We start from the raw sequence: 14,101 nt of genomic DNA on the forward strand, positions 1-14,101 counted from the left end.
TCCCGGTGCGGCGGCGTTGCCGCACCGTCGTTCAACCTAACCCCGCTCGGTGGTATCCCGCCACCGGATCGGCGAGACCGGCCGGATGTCGACGGCGGTCGGCGGACCCGCTTCCGGCGGCAGGCCGATAGCCTTGAGCGGTGACGACCCGGACGGCATTGGACACGCGGACTCTGCTGATCTGCGCCGCGATCGGCGTCGCCACCGGCATCCTCGGCGGGATCGCCGGCGCCGTCACCCTGGGAGTGCTCGCGGTGGTCCCTTACGTGTACGGACTGGTGCTCGGCGTGCATGTGCTGCCGGGCATCATCGCGCAGGAGGTGCTGCGCCGGCCGCTCGTGGCGCTGATCACCCACGTCGTGGCCGCGCTGATCTCGAGCGCCTTCAACCCGGTGTGGGCGATGCGGTTCATCGGCACAGCCCTGCTGTTCGGGGCGATCCAGGAGGGCGTCGCGGCGCTCACCCGGTACCGGTCCTGGGGTCGCTGGCGGTTCTTCGTCTCGGCCGTGATCATCGGCGTGATCGTCGCCGCCGTGGTCGGGGTCGTGGTCGATCTGGCTCGCTTCGCGCTGTGGGTGCAGGTGGCGTACCTCGTCGTCTCGGTGCTGGGCCCGGTCGCCTGGACGGCGGTCGGCGTCGCGGTCGGCAACTCGCTGCGCCGCGCGGGCCTCGCGCCCGCCTCTTGATCCGCACCGTCGCGGGCCCGTCCGGAACAGCAGGGGCTCGCTCGTCGTCAGGTAAGGATAGGCTAAGTAGACCGAACGCCCGCTGACCGAGGTTCCGCCCGTGCGCCCATCCGCGCCCCTTCTCCGCGTGCACGACCTCAGTGTCACGCACGCCGGCGCCGCGCACCCCGCCCCTCGCGGGGTCTCGTTCGAGGTGCGGGCCGGTGAGGTGGTGCTGGTGCTGGGGCCGAGCGGCTCCGGCAAATCGACGCTGACGCTCGCCCTGAACGGCCTCATCCCGCAGTCGGTGAACGCCACGATCGACGGCGCGGTCGAGGTCGCCGGCCGCGACACTCGGGACACCTTGGTCTCCCGGCTGAGCACCGAGGTCGCCATGGTGTTCCAGGATCCGGATTCGCAGCTGGTCACCGGGACCGTGCTCGACGAGGTGGCCTTCGCCCTAGAGAACCTGTTGCTGCCGGCGTCCGAGGTGCGGGCACGCGCCGAGCACGCGCTGAGGAAGGTCGGGCTGTGGCGGCGACGCTCGTGGAATCCCGACCTTCTCTCCGGCGGAGGCCGGCAGCGTCTCGCCATCGCGTGCGCCATCGCGATGCGCTCGCGGGTGATCGTCCTCGACGAGCCGACCGCCAACCTCGACCCGCAGGGCGTCGACGACGTCTACCGCGCCCTCGCCGAGCTGACCGCGGATGCCGACCGCGCCATCGTGCTCGTCGAGCACAACCTGGACGCCGCCCTGCGGTTCGCCACCCGCGTCATCGTGCTGGATCAGGCCGGACGGATGCTGCTCGACGGACCGGCGCAGCAGACGATCCGCGCGCACGCGCGTGAGCTGCACGAGCTGGGCGTGTGGCTGCCCTCCGAGCTGCTCGCCCTCGCCGACGGTGACGATGAGCCCGCCACCATGGCACCCGCGGGAGACGCGGGCGGCGAGACGGAGCCTCCCGCCATCCGGGTGCGAGATCTCACGGTGCAGAAGAAGGGCGCGCAGGTTCTCACCGTTCCGCACCTCGATGTGGTCGCGGGGTCGTTCACCGCCGTCGTGGGCGCGAACGGCGCCGGCAAGACCACACTTCTTCAGGCTCTGGGCGGGGTGGTACCACCGTCGCGAGGTGCGGTCATGCTCGGCGATCTCGACGTCGGCCGGGTCCCACCGCGCCTGCTGGCGCGGCACATCGGTTTCGTGTTCCAGAATCCCGAGCATCAGTTCATCACCCCGACGGTCCGCGATGAGCTGGCGCACGGTCTTCGCCTGCAGCACGTGCCGCAGCCCGAGATCGACGAGCGGGTCGCGGGGATGCTCGAGCGCTTCGGGCTGGCCCATAAGGCGGAGGTCCACCCCTTCCGGTTGTCGGGCGGCGAGAAGCGCCGCCTGTCGGTCGGCACGGCCCTGATCGCCCGCCCCCAGGTGATCCTTCTCGATGAGCCGACCTTCGGCCAGGACAGGGCGCGGGCGGCGGAGCTGCTCGACCTGCTGCGGGAACTGCAGCGGGGCGGCACCACGATCATCGTCGTCACTCACGATCTGCGCCTGGTCGCGCAGTACAGCACGCAGACCGTCGTCCTGCGCGACGGCGCCGTGCACGCCGCGGGACCCACGGCCGCGCTGCTCGCGGACGAGCGGATGCTGGCCGAGGCGGGCCTGCGTCCGGCGGCGGAGCACACCCACGAGCCGCATCCGGTGCCGCCGGGTCCGGCGCCGCGTCCGGGAAGTGGCGGGTATGCGGCGACTCGACCCGCGCCTTCTCCGACGCACCCGCCGGCCACGTCCGGTGACGTGCGGGTGACGGAGGATGCGACCCGCATCTTCCCGGACGCAGCGGATGCGGATGCGGCACCGGCAGAGCCGACGACCGCGCCGACCCCGGTGGACCCGTACGCCGAGGCGCCGGCGTCCGGCCGGCACTGGCTGCACCACCTCAACCCGCTGGCCAAGATCGCGGCGGTCCTTCCCGCGATGGCGCTGCTGGTCGCGACGCGCGACCTCGCCACCCCGGCGGTCTTCCTCGCCCTGTCGTACGCGGTGCTGCTCACCGGCGCACGGATCACCCGCCGGCTCGCCGCTCTGCTGCTGCTCGGCGTGCCGATCGGCGTGCTCGTGCTCGCCGTGGGCTTCGGGGTCTGGATCGACCCATCGCAGGTGGCGGGCTCGCCGCCGCTGCTGCGCGTCGCCGATTGGACGCTGCACCAGGGAGCGCTGATCATCGGACTGGCGACCGCCCTGCGCCTGGCGGCGATCCTCGGGCTCGCGCTGATCGGCGGGCTCACGACGAGCGGTCCCGATCTCGTCCGCGCCGGCGTGCAGCAGCTGCGCGTGCCCTACCGGATCGGGTACACGGCACTCGCCGCCTATCGTTTCGTGCCGCGGTTCGGCTACGAGCTGTCGGTGATCCGTGCCGCCCACCGCGTGCGCGCCCACGGCTCGGGCGGGCTGTGGGGCGGGAGCGGCCCGCTCGCCCGCCTGGTCCGGGGCTGGGGGTACATCATGCCGCTGCTGGCGTCAGGCATCCGGCATGCCGAACGGGTGGCGCTGTCGATGGACGCCCGCGCGTTCGGCGCCCACCCCACGCGCACCGAGCGTCACACCGTGCCGTTCCGCACCCGCGACACCGTCTTCATCGCCGCGGTGATCGCGGCATCCGCGGTGATCTTCGCGGTCACCTTCCCCTGGCAACTCCCCTGAGAGGAACAGCATGTCCTTCAGCAAGCTCGTGAAGCCGGCATCCGCCCCGCTGACGCACCTCACGGTGCAGCGCACCGAGCGCCTGTCTCCGCATTGGATGCGGGTCACCCTCGGGGGCGGCGAAGTCGCGCAGTTCACGCCGATGGGGTACGACCAGTGGTTCCGGCTGTTCCTGCCGATCAGCGGCGAGGCGGGGCTCGACCGGGTGCCGGCGAAGGCGAACAGGATGTTCGGCTACCTGAAGTTCCTCCGCATCCCCGACGGCGAGCGGCCGGTGATGCGCAACTACACGGTGCGCGCCCACCGACCGGCGACGGGCGAGCGCGGAGCCGAGATCGACGTCGACTTCGTGCTGCACGGATCCGCCGCGGACGGCACGGCGGGCCCCGCTTCCCGGTGGGCGGAGACGTGTCGCCCGGGAGAGCATGTGCTGGTCATCGACGAGGGGCTGACGTTCAACCCAGCGCGCGGCGAGGAACGGGTCGTGCTCGTCGGGGATGAGACCGCCCTGCCGGCGATCGCATCGATCTGCGCATCGCTGCCGAGCTCCGCATCCGGTGCCGCGATCATCGAGGTGCCCTCCGCCGAGGACGCGCTGGAGTTTCCGCACCCGGACGGCATCGAGGTGCGCTGGATCGTGCGAAGGGATGCCGACGCGCCCGGCGTGCCCGCCCTCGAGGCGCTGCGCTCCCTGGCCCTGCCGGATGCTCCCTTCCACGCCTACGTCGCCGGGGAACAGGCCCTCGCGTCCGGCGGCCGCAAGCTCCTGGTGGGTGAGCGCGGGGTCGACAAGGGGCTGGTCAGCTTCTGCGGCTACTGGAAGATCGGGGCGGCGCAGCCGGCTCCCAAGGCGGCCCGCGAGGCGGCGACCCGACCTGCCGGCTGACGCGGCGGCGGGCCGCAGACGCGAGAGGCCGCCCGGATGCGGCATCCGGGCGGCCTCTTGCGGCGTGATCAGCGCTTTCCGGCGAACTGACGGCCGACGATCTCGCGCATGATCTCGTTCGTGCCGCCGTAGATGCGGTGCACGCGGGCGTCGAGGAAGGCGCGGGCGATCGGGTACTCGGTGATGTACCCGTAGCCGCCGTGCAGCTGCACACCCATGTCGAGCACCTCCCACTCGCGCTCGGTCGTCCAGAACTTCAGCTGCGCAGCCTCCTCGGCCGTGAGCTTCTCGTTCGCGTAGGCCTTCAGGCCGCGGTCGACGTACGCCCATACCGCATCGACCGTGGTCGCCATATCGGCGATGCGGAAGCGGGTGTTCTGGAAGTCGATGATCCGCTCGCCGAACGCTTCGCGATCCTTGGTGTAGTCGACCGTCCACTTCAGCGCCGCCTGCGTGACGGCGGCGGCCGAGACGGCGATCGACAGCCGCTCCAGGGGCAGGTTCATCATCAGCTGGATGAATCCCATGCCCTCCTTGCCGCTGATCAGGTTCTCTTCGGGGACGAAGACGTCGGTGAACGACAGCTCAGCGGTGTCCCAGCCGTGGAAGCCCATCTTGCTGAGCTTCTTGCCGTGCTCGAAGCCCTCCATGCCGTTCTCGACGATCAGCAGGCTGAAGGCGTCGGGGCGGGTGCCTTCGCTCGTCTTGACGAAGGTCACCACGATGTCGGCCGTCTTGCCCGACGAGATGAAGGTCTTCGCGCCGTTCAGGATGTACCCGCCGTCGACCTTCTTCGCGTGGGTCTTGATGCCGCGCAGGTCACTGCCCGCCCCGGGATCGGTCATCGCCAGCGCACCGAGGATCTCGCCGCTCGCCATCCGGGGCAGCCACTTCTCCTTCTGCTCCTGGGTGCCCATGTGCACGAGGTAGGGCACGGCGAGGTCGTCCTGGATGCCGAGCGCGCCGGCGAGCGAACCAGCGCCCGCCCCGATGACCTCTTCGTTCACGATCGCGCGGAAGCGGTAGTCCTGCAGCATCCCGGCGCCGCCGAACTCCTCGGGAACCGAGAGCCCGATGATGCCGGCTTCGCCCGCCGCCCGCATCGTGGCCCGGTCGACCTCGCCATCGGCATCCCACTTCTCGATGGTCTCGTTCGTGACGTGGCGCTTGACGAAGTCCTTGACCAGGTCGCGGAAGGCTTCGTGGTCTTCTTCGTAGATGTCGCGTTCCATGGCATCCTCCGATGTGTCTCGTGCGTCTTCGCACCCGCGAGTCTATGTCTCGGAATGCGACCCGCGGGAGCGCGTTGTGGGAATGCGTTTCAAGCGGAGTGACACTGCGTACCGTGTTTGTGGGATGCCGCAAGGCGGCGGATGCGGCGTCGGAGGGAGCCGGTCAGGGGGCGTAGTCGGAGGCCGCCGGCAGGCCGAAGAACTCCTCGAGCGTGCGGAATCCGCCGTGATGATAGGCCGCCGCGAGTTCCGGGCCGAGGTAGCGCAGGTGCCACGGCTCCGGCATGTACCCGGTCGTGGTCCGCTCGCCGTGCTCGTACCGCACGATGAACCCGTGCTCCCAGGCGTGCTCCGCCACCCATCCGCCCTGGGTCGTGGCTCCGAAGGCGTCGAGTCCGGAGCATCCTGAGCCGCACGCGATGACGTCGATCGCGAGCCCGGTCTGATGCTCGCTGTAACCGGGACGTGCCGATCCGGCGTCCGCCCCGTCCTGACCCTGCGCGCGCACGTGTGACGAGTAGGTGAGCTGCTGCACACCGTACGACCGGTAGCCGTTGTTGATCCCCAGCGTTCCGGCGCCCGCGTCACGCGCGGCATCCGCCATGTCCGCCAGTGCCTGCGCCGCCTCGGGGCGCAGCCGGTCGGACGGCGTCGTCGACCGCAGCGAGACCGGCGTGAGCGCGTCCGGCACGAACTCCGTGGGCCGCAGCGGTCGCCGCTTGTTGACGACCACCCAGGTGCGATCCGGGTCGGCGAGCGAGATGCACGGCGCGTTGCCGACCGAGACCGCGGCGCGGAACGCCTCACCGCCACCGAACGCCGCCACGACGGCGTCGTCGTCGCCGTCCTTCAGCGCGGTGCGCACGGCGTCGTCGCCACAGGGATTCGCGGCGCGCGACTCGGCGACCTCGACGTGCGGGAGGGCGAGGGCCGCCGCCGGGGCGGGCAGCTCGGTCTCGGCGGCCGGTGTCGCCAGCGGGCCGCCGAGCGTCGCCAGCGAGGCGACCGCGGTGAACAGTACGCCGATCGGCAGGGCGACCGTGACGGCGCGCGGCGCACGCGACGCATGCCGGGAATGCGTGCCGCTCATCGGTCCATTCTCCCCTATCGAGAGGAAGCGGATGGGATCGTCCGCGAACGACGGACTACGCGGGGCGTGCGGCGGAGATGATGCGCTCCGCCGACCGCACCATGGCCACATCGATGAACGTCCCGTCCTCCAGCACGAAGGCTCCGGTGCCGTCCGCGGACGCGGACGCGACGCGTTCGAGGATCCGCTGCGCGCGCTCGACGTCGGCGGCACCGGGGGTGAACACCCGCCGGATGGTCTCGATCTGGCGCGGGTGCACCGCCGTGCGCCCCGCATACCCCAGCGCCTTGCCGTGCCGGCAGCTCCGCTCCAGCCCGTCGAGATCGACGACGTCCGCCCACACCGCCATCAGCGGCGACGGCAGCCCGGCCGCCGCGGCCGCGTTCACCAGCCGCGCCCGCGAGTACGCGAGCCCCGGCTCGCCCTCGGCGCCCGCCGGGACGCCCAGCTCCGACCGCAGGTCGGCCTCGCCCGCCGCGATGGACGACACTCCCGAGCAGGCGATGTCGAACGCCCGTTCCACCGCGAGCGCCGTCTCGAGCAGCGCATGCACCTGACGACCGGGAACCGCGTCCGAGACGGTGCGCACGTCGTGGGCCGACTGCGTCTTCGGCAGCCGGATGCCGAACTCCGCGGGCAGCGCGGCGACGGCCGCCAGGTCGTCGTCGTGCCAACGCGATCCGGACCCGTTGACCCGCACCTGCACCGAGGGGCGCTTCGGCCCGCGCGCAAGCCACTCGTCCGCGAAGGCGCCCAGCATCGACCGAGCCTCCTCCTTGCGGGAGGCCGTCACCGCGTCCTCCAGGTCGACGATGACGGCGTCAGCGCCCGCATCCAGCGCCTTGCCGAACCGCTCGGGACGATCGGCCGGTGCGTACAGGGCCACCATGGGGAATCGATCGCTCATGCCACCGATCCTTCCGCCCGCAGCCGTGCGATGTCGTCATCGTCGAAGCCGAGTTCGGCGAGCACCTCATCGGTGTCGGCGCCGTGCGCCCGACCGGTGAAGGCGATGGTCGGCTCATCCCGCGAGAGACGGAACAGCGGCCCCTGCATCGCGATGTCGCCCAGGTCCTCATCGTGGATCCGATGAATGGTGCCGAGTGCGTTGAACTGCGGGTCGGCGACGATGTCGGCCGGCTCGTACACCGGTGCGACGGCGGCCTGCGCCTCCTCGAAGGCGGCGACCACCTCGTCACGGGAGTGCTGCGCGATCCATGCACCGACGGCCGCATCGATCTCGTCGGCGTGCTCAGCCCGCGACGCCCCGGAGGCGAACCACGGCTCGTCGGCCAGCTCCGGATGCCCCACGAGCGTCACGACACGCTGCGCGATCGACAGCGCGCTCGCCGAGACCGCGACCCACGATCCGTCCGCCGTGCGGTACGCGTTGCGCGGTGCGTTGTTCGCCGACCTGTTCCCCGTGCGCGGCTGAGCCGTCTGCAGCTGATCCCAGCGGGTGATCTGCGGACCGAGCATGGCCAGGATGGGTTCGATGATCGCCACGTCGACGACCTGACCGGCGCCCGATGCGGCACGCGAGTGCAGCGCGACCATGATCGCGTAGGCGGTGGCGAGCGAGGCGATACCGTCGGCCAGCCCGAACGGCGGCAGCGTCGGCGGACCGTCGGGTTCGCCCGTGGATGCGGCGAATCCGCTCATCGCCTCCGCGAGGGTGCCGAATCCGGGGCGCGAACGATACGGGCCGATCTGCCCGAAGCCGGTCACCCGCGCGAGCACGAGGCCAGGGTTCTGCGCCGACAGCGTCTCGTAGCTCAAACCCCAGCGTTCGAGCGTGCCGGGCCGGAAGTTCTCGACCACCACGTCGGCGGTGCGCGCCAGCCGCAGGAACGCCTCACGGCCCCCGTCGGTGTGCAGATCGATGGCGACCGTGCGCTTGTTGCGCCCGAGGGTCTTCCACCACAGGTTCTGACCGTCCTTGCTCGGCCCGTGACCTCGGGCCGAATCGGGCCGAGTGGGATGCTCGACCTTGATGACCTCGGCACCCATGTCGCCCAAGTGCATGGCCGCCATGGGGCCGGCGAACAGCGTGGACGCGTCCACCACGCGCAGTCCTGCCAGAGGTGTCGTCATGTCGTCTCCTCCCAGCAGACGCGGAAGCCGATCGAGGGCGAGGCGTCCTGCCCCAGCCCCGGCAGCAGGAACTTCAGCGCGAACTCCGGCCCGCGCACCCCGCCGTCGACGTACCAGTCCGATCCGGTGCTCTCGTGCGCGCTGCCGCCCTTGAGCATGACGAAGCGCGTGCGACCGTCGGAGTGCTCCGACTCGGTCCAGTTCCACACCTCGGGGACCCGCCGCCGGAAGCCGGGCTGAACGGCGGCGAGCTGCCACTCGTCCTCGCTCGGCAGCCGCCCGCCCACCCACGCCGCGTACTCGCGCGCGCGTGCCAAGGTGACGCCGCTGGCCGGCCTCTCCGGGTCGCGGGATGCCGCCTGCTCGCCGATCGCGTCGAGGAAGAGCGCGTACTCGGCGGCGCTGACCTCGGCGACCCCGACCCGCACGGGGTTCGCGAGACGAACGACGCGTTCCAGGGTGCGCTGGTCGTGCAGGCGTGGCGGCAGCGGCTTCCACTCGTCGACGTAGGGTGCTCCGTCGTACATGCCGGTCTCGCGTGCACGGTGACGCACCGTGAGCACGTGCTCGCCCGACGGCACGATCACGGTGCGCACGGTGGCGCCGGCACGGATGTCGGCGGGCGCCAGCTGCGCGCGCGAGGGGATCTGCGGAGCGAGCCGGCGCGTACGGCGGTGCGGGAAGGATGCGTCCCGAGCCGGTGTCTCCGCGGCGAGCGCGGTGCGCACCGCATCCAGCTCGGCGGGTTCCGTGCCGGTGACCTGCATGGCCGCCGCGATGCCGCGAGCCGGCACGGTGATCAGGTCCGCGGTGTCGCCGGCATGCAGCGGCTGCCAGCCGACGCCCTCCGGCCGGTAGGTGACGTCGGCGTCGGAGGTGTTGGCCAGCAGCAGCAGGGTGGATCCGTCGTGCGTGAAGGTCGAGCCGAACACCGACGCCTCATGTACCGCCAGCGGTGTCCACTCCCCCTCGACGAGCCATGCGTGCAGGCCGCGCTGCACGGGCAGCATCCGGCGCAACGTCGCGGAATCGCGGTCGTTCCAGCCGACCCACACGCCGAAGACCACCTCCCACACCATCATGCCCACGCCGTTCAGCCAGGCGGAGCGCAGCTCTTCGGAGTGGTCCCGGTGCCAGCGCCGGATGTGGTGCTGCATGTGTCGACGCTCGAACCAGTGCGCGCGCAGCACCCCTGGCACCTCGGAATCGGCGAACCACTGCGCCCACGAGAGCGTGTGGTCGGCGATGCGCTCGGTCGCCAGCTTCGACTCGCCCTCCAGACCGATGCCGGGACGTGCGGCGTCCAGAGCCGCCACCATCTCGGGGTCGGCCTTCTTGAGCGTGTCGAGGAAGATCCCGTCTGCTCCGAGCCGGCGCACGGTGGCGGCCAGCTCGGTCGCGTCATCCCCGGCACGTCGTGTGCCCGTGTCCCAGGGGTTGTAGTCGACGAAGACCGCGACGCCCATCTCGCGCAACGCGGCGGCCGCCTGCTTGAGGCCGGGCACGTCGTAGAAGTCCCACTGGTTGCGGTCGTCGATGCCGATGACCGGGTAGGCGTGCCACAGCACGATGCCGTCGAGCCCGCCGAAGCGCTCTCGCGCATCGGCGAGGAAGCGCTCGGGCGTGAACCGCTGCGCATCGAAGTCGAAGAACAGCTCGTCCCAGAGCCACACCTGCGCGACCGTGAAGCACCGGGCAGCCCACGCGGATGCCGGATCGTCGTAACGACGGGGGACGCCGTGCCTGGCACGTGCCCCTTCGCGCCACGACACCAGCTGCGCCCGCCAGTCGTCGAGCTGCGCCGGGTCGGACGGGGCGGCGAAGATCTTGCCGTCGTCCATCGTCAGCGCCGCCTCACCGGAGGTGACATCGACGAGAGCACCGTCCGCGCGCAGCGGCACGGCCATCGGAAGGTCCAGCTCTCGCGGATGGAGAGGATCGAATCCGCTGCTCACGTCGTCACTCGCTCTCTTGACGCAGTCGTGCCACCTCGGTGGCATGGGGGACGGCATCCTGTGCACCAGGACGCGTCACGGAGATCGCGGATGCGGCGGCTCCCCAGCGGGCGGCATCGGCGAGGAGAGTGGCATCCGCATCCTCGGGGTGACGTCCGGATGCGGCGAGGCGTGCGGCGAAGACGCCGCAGAACGTGTCGCCGGCGCCGGTCGTGTCGACGGCGTGGGCGGTGTAGGCGGGAACGGGCACCTTCTCCTCGCCGACGACGACGAGCGACCCGTGCCTGCCCAGCGTGACGACGAGGGCGGGCACCCGCGCAGCCAGGGCCGCCACCGCGGCGTCGCGGTCGGCGACTTCCGCGATCTCCAGCGCCTCGTGCTCGTTGACGATGAGCACATCGATGCCGGGCAGCAGGTCTTCGGCGGCGACCACGAACGGTGCGGACGGCGCCGCGTTGTGCACGTGCCATGCCCCGTCCGGGCGCGCTGCCGCGGCATCCCGCACGAGTGAGACCGGCACCTCGAGCTGGGTCAGCAGCACCCGCGACCTCTCCACGACGATCCGCTGCACGTCGGTCAACCGCGCAAGGGCGGCGTTGGCACCCGGCACCACGACGACGGTGTTCTCGGCGAGCTCGTCGACGGCGATGAGCGCCGTGCCACTCGGACCCGTCACCTCGGCGAGACCGGACACGTCGATGCCGTCGCGCTCCAGGGACGCGCGCAGGATCGCGCCGTCGGCATCCGTTCCCACGGCGCCGACGAACGCGACGTCCGCCCCTCCGGCACGACGTGCGGCCACTGCCTGGTTCGCGCCCTTGCCCCCACCGGAACGGGAGAGCGAGCTTCCCAGCACGGTCTCGCCCGGTCCGGGGATCCGATCGACGCGGGCGACGACGTCCTGGTTGACGCTGCCGACGATGACGACGCTCACGACCTCGGCTCCGACAGGCGAAGGGTCCGCTCGGCGAGCACCCGGATGGAGCGTTCCGCACCCCCGGGCATCGACGTGGCGATGCTGTCGCGCAGCGGCGCGGTCCACGCCGAGGGGATCGCGTCCGCGCCGATGAGCCCGCCCACGACCGAGCCGACCGTCGCTCCGACGGAGTCGGTGTCCCACCCGCCGGCGACCGCGAGCGCGATCGCCGACCCGAAGTCGGTGCCGTGCGCCTGCACCGCGCAGGCGATGAGCGCGGCGTTGTTGAGCGTGTGCACCCAGTGCATCCCCGCGAACGCCGTGTGCAGGGCGTCCAGCGCCTCGACGGTCGAGAGCCTGCCCGCGCCGAGCGCGCGACCGGTGTCGCGCCCCAGCCGCAGCGCCGCAGCGAGACGGGATGCCGGCGGAACCGCCGTGTCGGCGGCATCCAGCGCCTCCTCCGGCGTCGACGCCACGATGGATGCCGCGCACAGCGCGGCGACCCACATCTCGCCGTAGATGCCGTTGCGCGTATGACTGAGGCGCGCGTCGATCCAGGCCGACCGCGCCGCGGCCCTGACGTCTCCCGGGTGGGCCCAGCCGTGCACATCGGCGCGGATGAGTGCGCCGATCCACTCGCGGAACGGGTTGAGATACGTCGCCGTCTCGGGCACCGGCCGGGCGTCGAGAATGTTGCGGTACGCGGCCCGTTCCGCGGTGAACACACGACCGGCGGGCAGCGAGGCCAGCCAGGCCTGCGCGACGTCGTCGCTGGTGAGCTCTGCGCCGTGCTGTTCGAGCAGGTCGAGGGCCAGGATCGGGAAGTTCAGATCATCGTCCTCGGGCATGCCGTCGATGTTCTCGACCAGCGAGGTCGGCGCGGAGCGGCGGTTCCAGGGCCACTGCCGCGCGATGTCGTCGGGGAGACCCTGCGCGGTGAAGTAGGCGCGGATGGGCCAGTTGCCCGTGGCGCGGGCGATCTGCTCGATGCCCTCGCGCGGAATCTTCTCGACCGGTTTCCCGAGCAGGCATCCGGCGGCCCGGCCGGCCCACGCGCCGTGCACCCGGTCGAGGCCGGTCTGCGACGGCATGACGGGGGCATCGGGCAGGAGCGCCTCGATCTCGCTCCAGTCATCGGGCTCGTCGGTGTTCGGCTGCTGCAGGAGCTGCAGCTCTGCGAGCACCGTGCGCGCCAACGCCCGCAGTTCCGGGCTCGCCGCGTCGGCGCTGGCGCCCGATGGGGCGAGCTCGGTCGAGCCGCCCGCGTCGGCCCAGCGCCGTTCGACGGGGGCGAGCTCCGCCTCGTCGACGCCCTGCTCGCGAAGCGCCGCGAACTCGGCCGGCACGAGGTCCTCAGGCTGAGCCCAGGTCAGTCTCACGCGGCAGCCTCCCGGCCGAGCAGTTCCTGCAGGGCCGCGGCCCGGCGGGTCGCTCGCTCGGCATCCGCCCCCGCGATGTCACGGACGACCTCGGTCATCGCGGCGATGACGCCGTCGAGGTCGAGACGGCTTGCGGTGGTGACGTCGTGCACCCACTCGGCGGGGATGACGTCGAGTCCGCCGAGCCCGCCGCAGATGGCGCCGGCCATCGTCGCGATCGAGTCGGAGTCCCGGCCGTAGTTGACGGCGTCGAGGATCGCGGCGCGCGCGTCGCCGTCGTGGGCGAGCACGAAGCCGAGGGCGACGGGAAGCTCCTCGATCGACTTCGTGCGCGAGGGAAGGCGGGCATCCATCGCGGGAGCCCGGTACTGATCGCCGACCGTGTCGTACGGCGAGACGGCGGCGCGGATGATGCGTCCGAGCTCACGCGGGTCGTCCGACCCTCCGGCGGCGCGGAAGGCGTCGACCGCCGAGAACACCGCATCGATCGCGGCGGCCGTGCCGTCGTGCGCGACGTCAGTGACGGCGGCGCGCACATCCGCGACGGTGGCACCCGGTGCTGCCGCGGCGGCGACGGCGGCGGCGAACACGCCGGCCGCCTCACGCCCGTACGAGGACTGGTGCGCACCGGCAAGGTCGATGGCCTCCGCATAGGCGCCGCCGGGGTCGCCGATGTGCACGAGCCCGACGGGCGCCATGTACATGGTCGCGCCGCAGTTGACGACGTTGCCGACGCCGGCCTCGCGCGGATCGGCGTGGCCGTAGTGCAGCTTGGCGACGATCCACTTCTCGGCGAGGAAGACGCGCTGCAGGATGAGCGCCTCGTCTTCGAGCTCGGGAATCCATCGCCGCTCGCCGATCATCAGCGGCACCAGGTCGCCGGCGATGTCGAACGCGTCGAGGTGGCGGCGCCGCTTGACGTAGACCTCGATGAGCGCGTGGGTCATGAGGGTGTCGTCGGTGACGTGTCCGTCGCCCTTGTGGTACGGGGCGATCGGGCGAGCCGTGCGCCAGTCGGCGAGGAAGGGACCGACGATCCCCTCGACCCTTCCGCCGTGGCGCTCCTCGATCTGCTCGGGGGTCCACCCCTCGGTCGCTCCGCCGAGCGCATCGCCCACGGCGGCTCCCGCAAGCACTCCGGCCACTCGGCCCTGCAGCGCGTCCATTCCACTCCTCGTCTCGT

At 71.7% G+C, this 14,101-nt stretch carries 11 protein-coding genes; 3 read left to right on the forward strand and 8 right to left on the reverse strand.

The annotated features are described in order from the left end of the window. The first annotated feature begins 140 nt into the window (after positions 1-140). The 3 genes from ACFWH5_RS03605 to ACFWH5_RS03615 all read left to right on the forward strand — a co-directional run bounded on the left by ACFWH5_RS03605 (position 141) and on the right by ACFWH5_RS03615 (position 4,252). Complete coding sequence (locus ACFWH5_RS03605; RefSeq protein WP_378831864.1) at positions 141-686, forward strand: ECF transporter S component; 546 nt, start codon at positions 141-143, stop codon at positions 684-686. Positions 687-813: 127 nt separating this feature from the next. After that, positions 814-3,366 carry an energy-coupling factor transporter ATPase gene (locus ACFWH5_RS03610; protein ID WP_378831866.1) on the forward strand — a complete coding sequence of 851 codons (2,553 nt, stop codon included), beginning with the start codon at positions 814-816 and terminating at the stop codon, positions 3,364-3,366. 10 nt (positions 3,367-3,376) lie between these two features. After that, complete coding sequence (locus ACFWH5_RS03615; protein WP_378831869.1) at positions 3,377-4,252, forward strand: siderophore-interacting protein; 876 nt, start codon at positions 3,377-3,379, stop codon at positions 4,250-4,252. Positions 4,253-4,320: 68 nt separating this feature from the next. Here the strand turns inward: ACFWH5_RS03615 and ACFWH5_RS03620 are convergent, their stop codons facing one another. From ACFWH5_RS03620 to ACFWH5_RS03655, 8 genes are all read right to left on the reverse strand, one after another. Beyond that, entirely contained in the window at positions 4,321-5,484 is a 1,164-nt protein-coding gene (locus ACFWH5_RS03620; RefSeq protein ID WP_378831871.1) for an acyl-CoA dehydrogenase family protein, read from the reverse strand. A 163-nt stretch (positions 5,485-5,647) separates the two neighbouring features. Then, positions 5,648-6,574 (reverse strand): M15 family metallopeptidase, encoded by a 927-nt coding sequence (locus tag ACFWH5_RS03625; protein WP_378831874.1) that lies wholly within the window; start codon positions 6,572-6,574, stop codon positions 5,648-5,650. Between the two features lie 55 nt (positions 6,575-6,629). Beyond that, positions 6,630-7,481 carry an HpcH/HpaI aldolase/citrate lyase family protein gene (locus tag ACFWH5_RS03630; protein ID WP_378831876.1) on the reverse strand — a complete coding sequence of 284 codons (852 nt, stop codon included), beginning with the start codon at positions 7,479-7,481 and terminating at the stop codon, positions 6,630-6,632. Beyond that, positions 7,478-8,668 (reverse strand): CaiB/BaiF CoA transferase family protein, encoded by a 1,191-nt coding sequence (locus tag ACFWH5_RS03635; RefSeq protein ID WP_378831879.1) that lies wholly within the window; start codon positions 8,666-8,668, stop codon positions 7,478-7,480. Before ACFWH5_RS03635 ends, ACFWH5_RS03630 begins: the two co-directional genes overlap by 4 nt. Next, positions 8,665-10,623 (reverse strand): SUMF1/EgtB/PvdO family nonheme iron enzyme, encoded by a 1,959-nt coding sequence (locus tag ACFWH5_RS03640; RefSeq protein ID WP_378831882.1) that lies wholly within the window; start codon positions 10,621-10,623, stop codon positions 8,665-8,667. The genes ACFWH5_RS03635 and ACFWH5_RS03640 overlap by 4 nt, the downstream gene beginning before the upstream one ends. Before the next feature lie 4 nt (positions 10,624-10,627). Beyond that, positions 10,628-11,557 (reverse strand): PfkB family carbohydrate kinase, encoded by a 930-nt coding sequence (locus tag ACFWH5_RS03645; RefSeq protein ID WP_378831885.1) that lies wholly within the window; start codon positions 11,555-11,557, stop codon positions 10,628-10,630. Further along, positions 11,554-12,918 carry an ADP-ribosylglycohydrolase family protein gene (locus ACFWH5_RS03650; protein WP_378831887.1) on the reverse strand — a complete coding sequence of 455 codons (1,365 nt, stop codon included), beginning with the start codon at positions 12,916-12,918 and terminating at the stop codon, positions 11,554-11,556. Before ACFWH5_RS03650 ends, ACFWH5_RS03645 begins: the two co-directional genes overlap by 4 nt. After that, entirely contained in the window at positions 12,915-14,084 is a 1,170-nt protein-coding gene (locus tag ACFWH5_RS03655; protein WP_378831889.1) for an ADP-ribosylglycohydrolase family protein, read from the reverse strand. Before ACFWH5_RS03655 ends, ACFWH5_RS03650 begins: the two co-directional genes overlap by 4 nt. Positions 14,085-14,101: the final 17 nt, after the last annotated feature.

This window comes from Microbacterium sp. NPDC058345 (assembly GCF_042723855.1).
GTDB lineage: Bacteria > Actinomycetota > Actinomycetes > Actinomycetales > Microbacteriaceae > Microbacterium.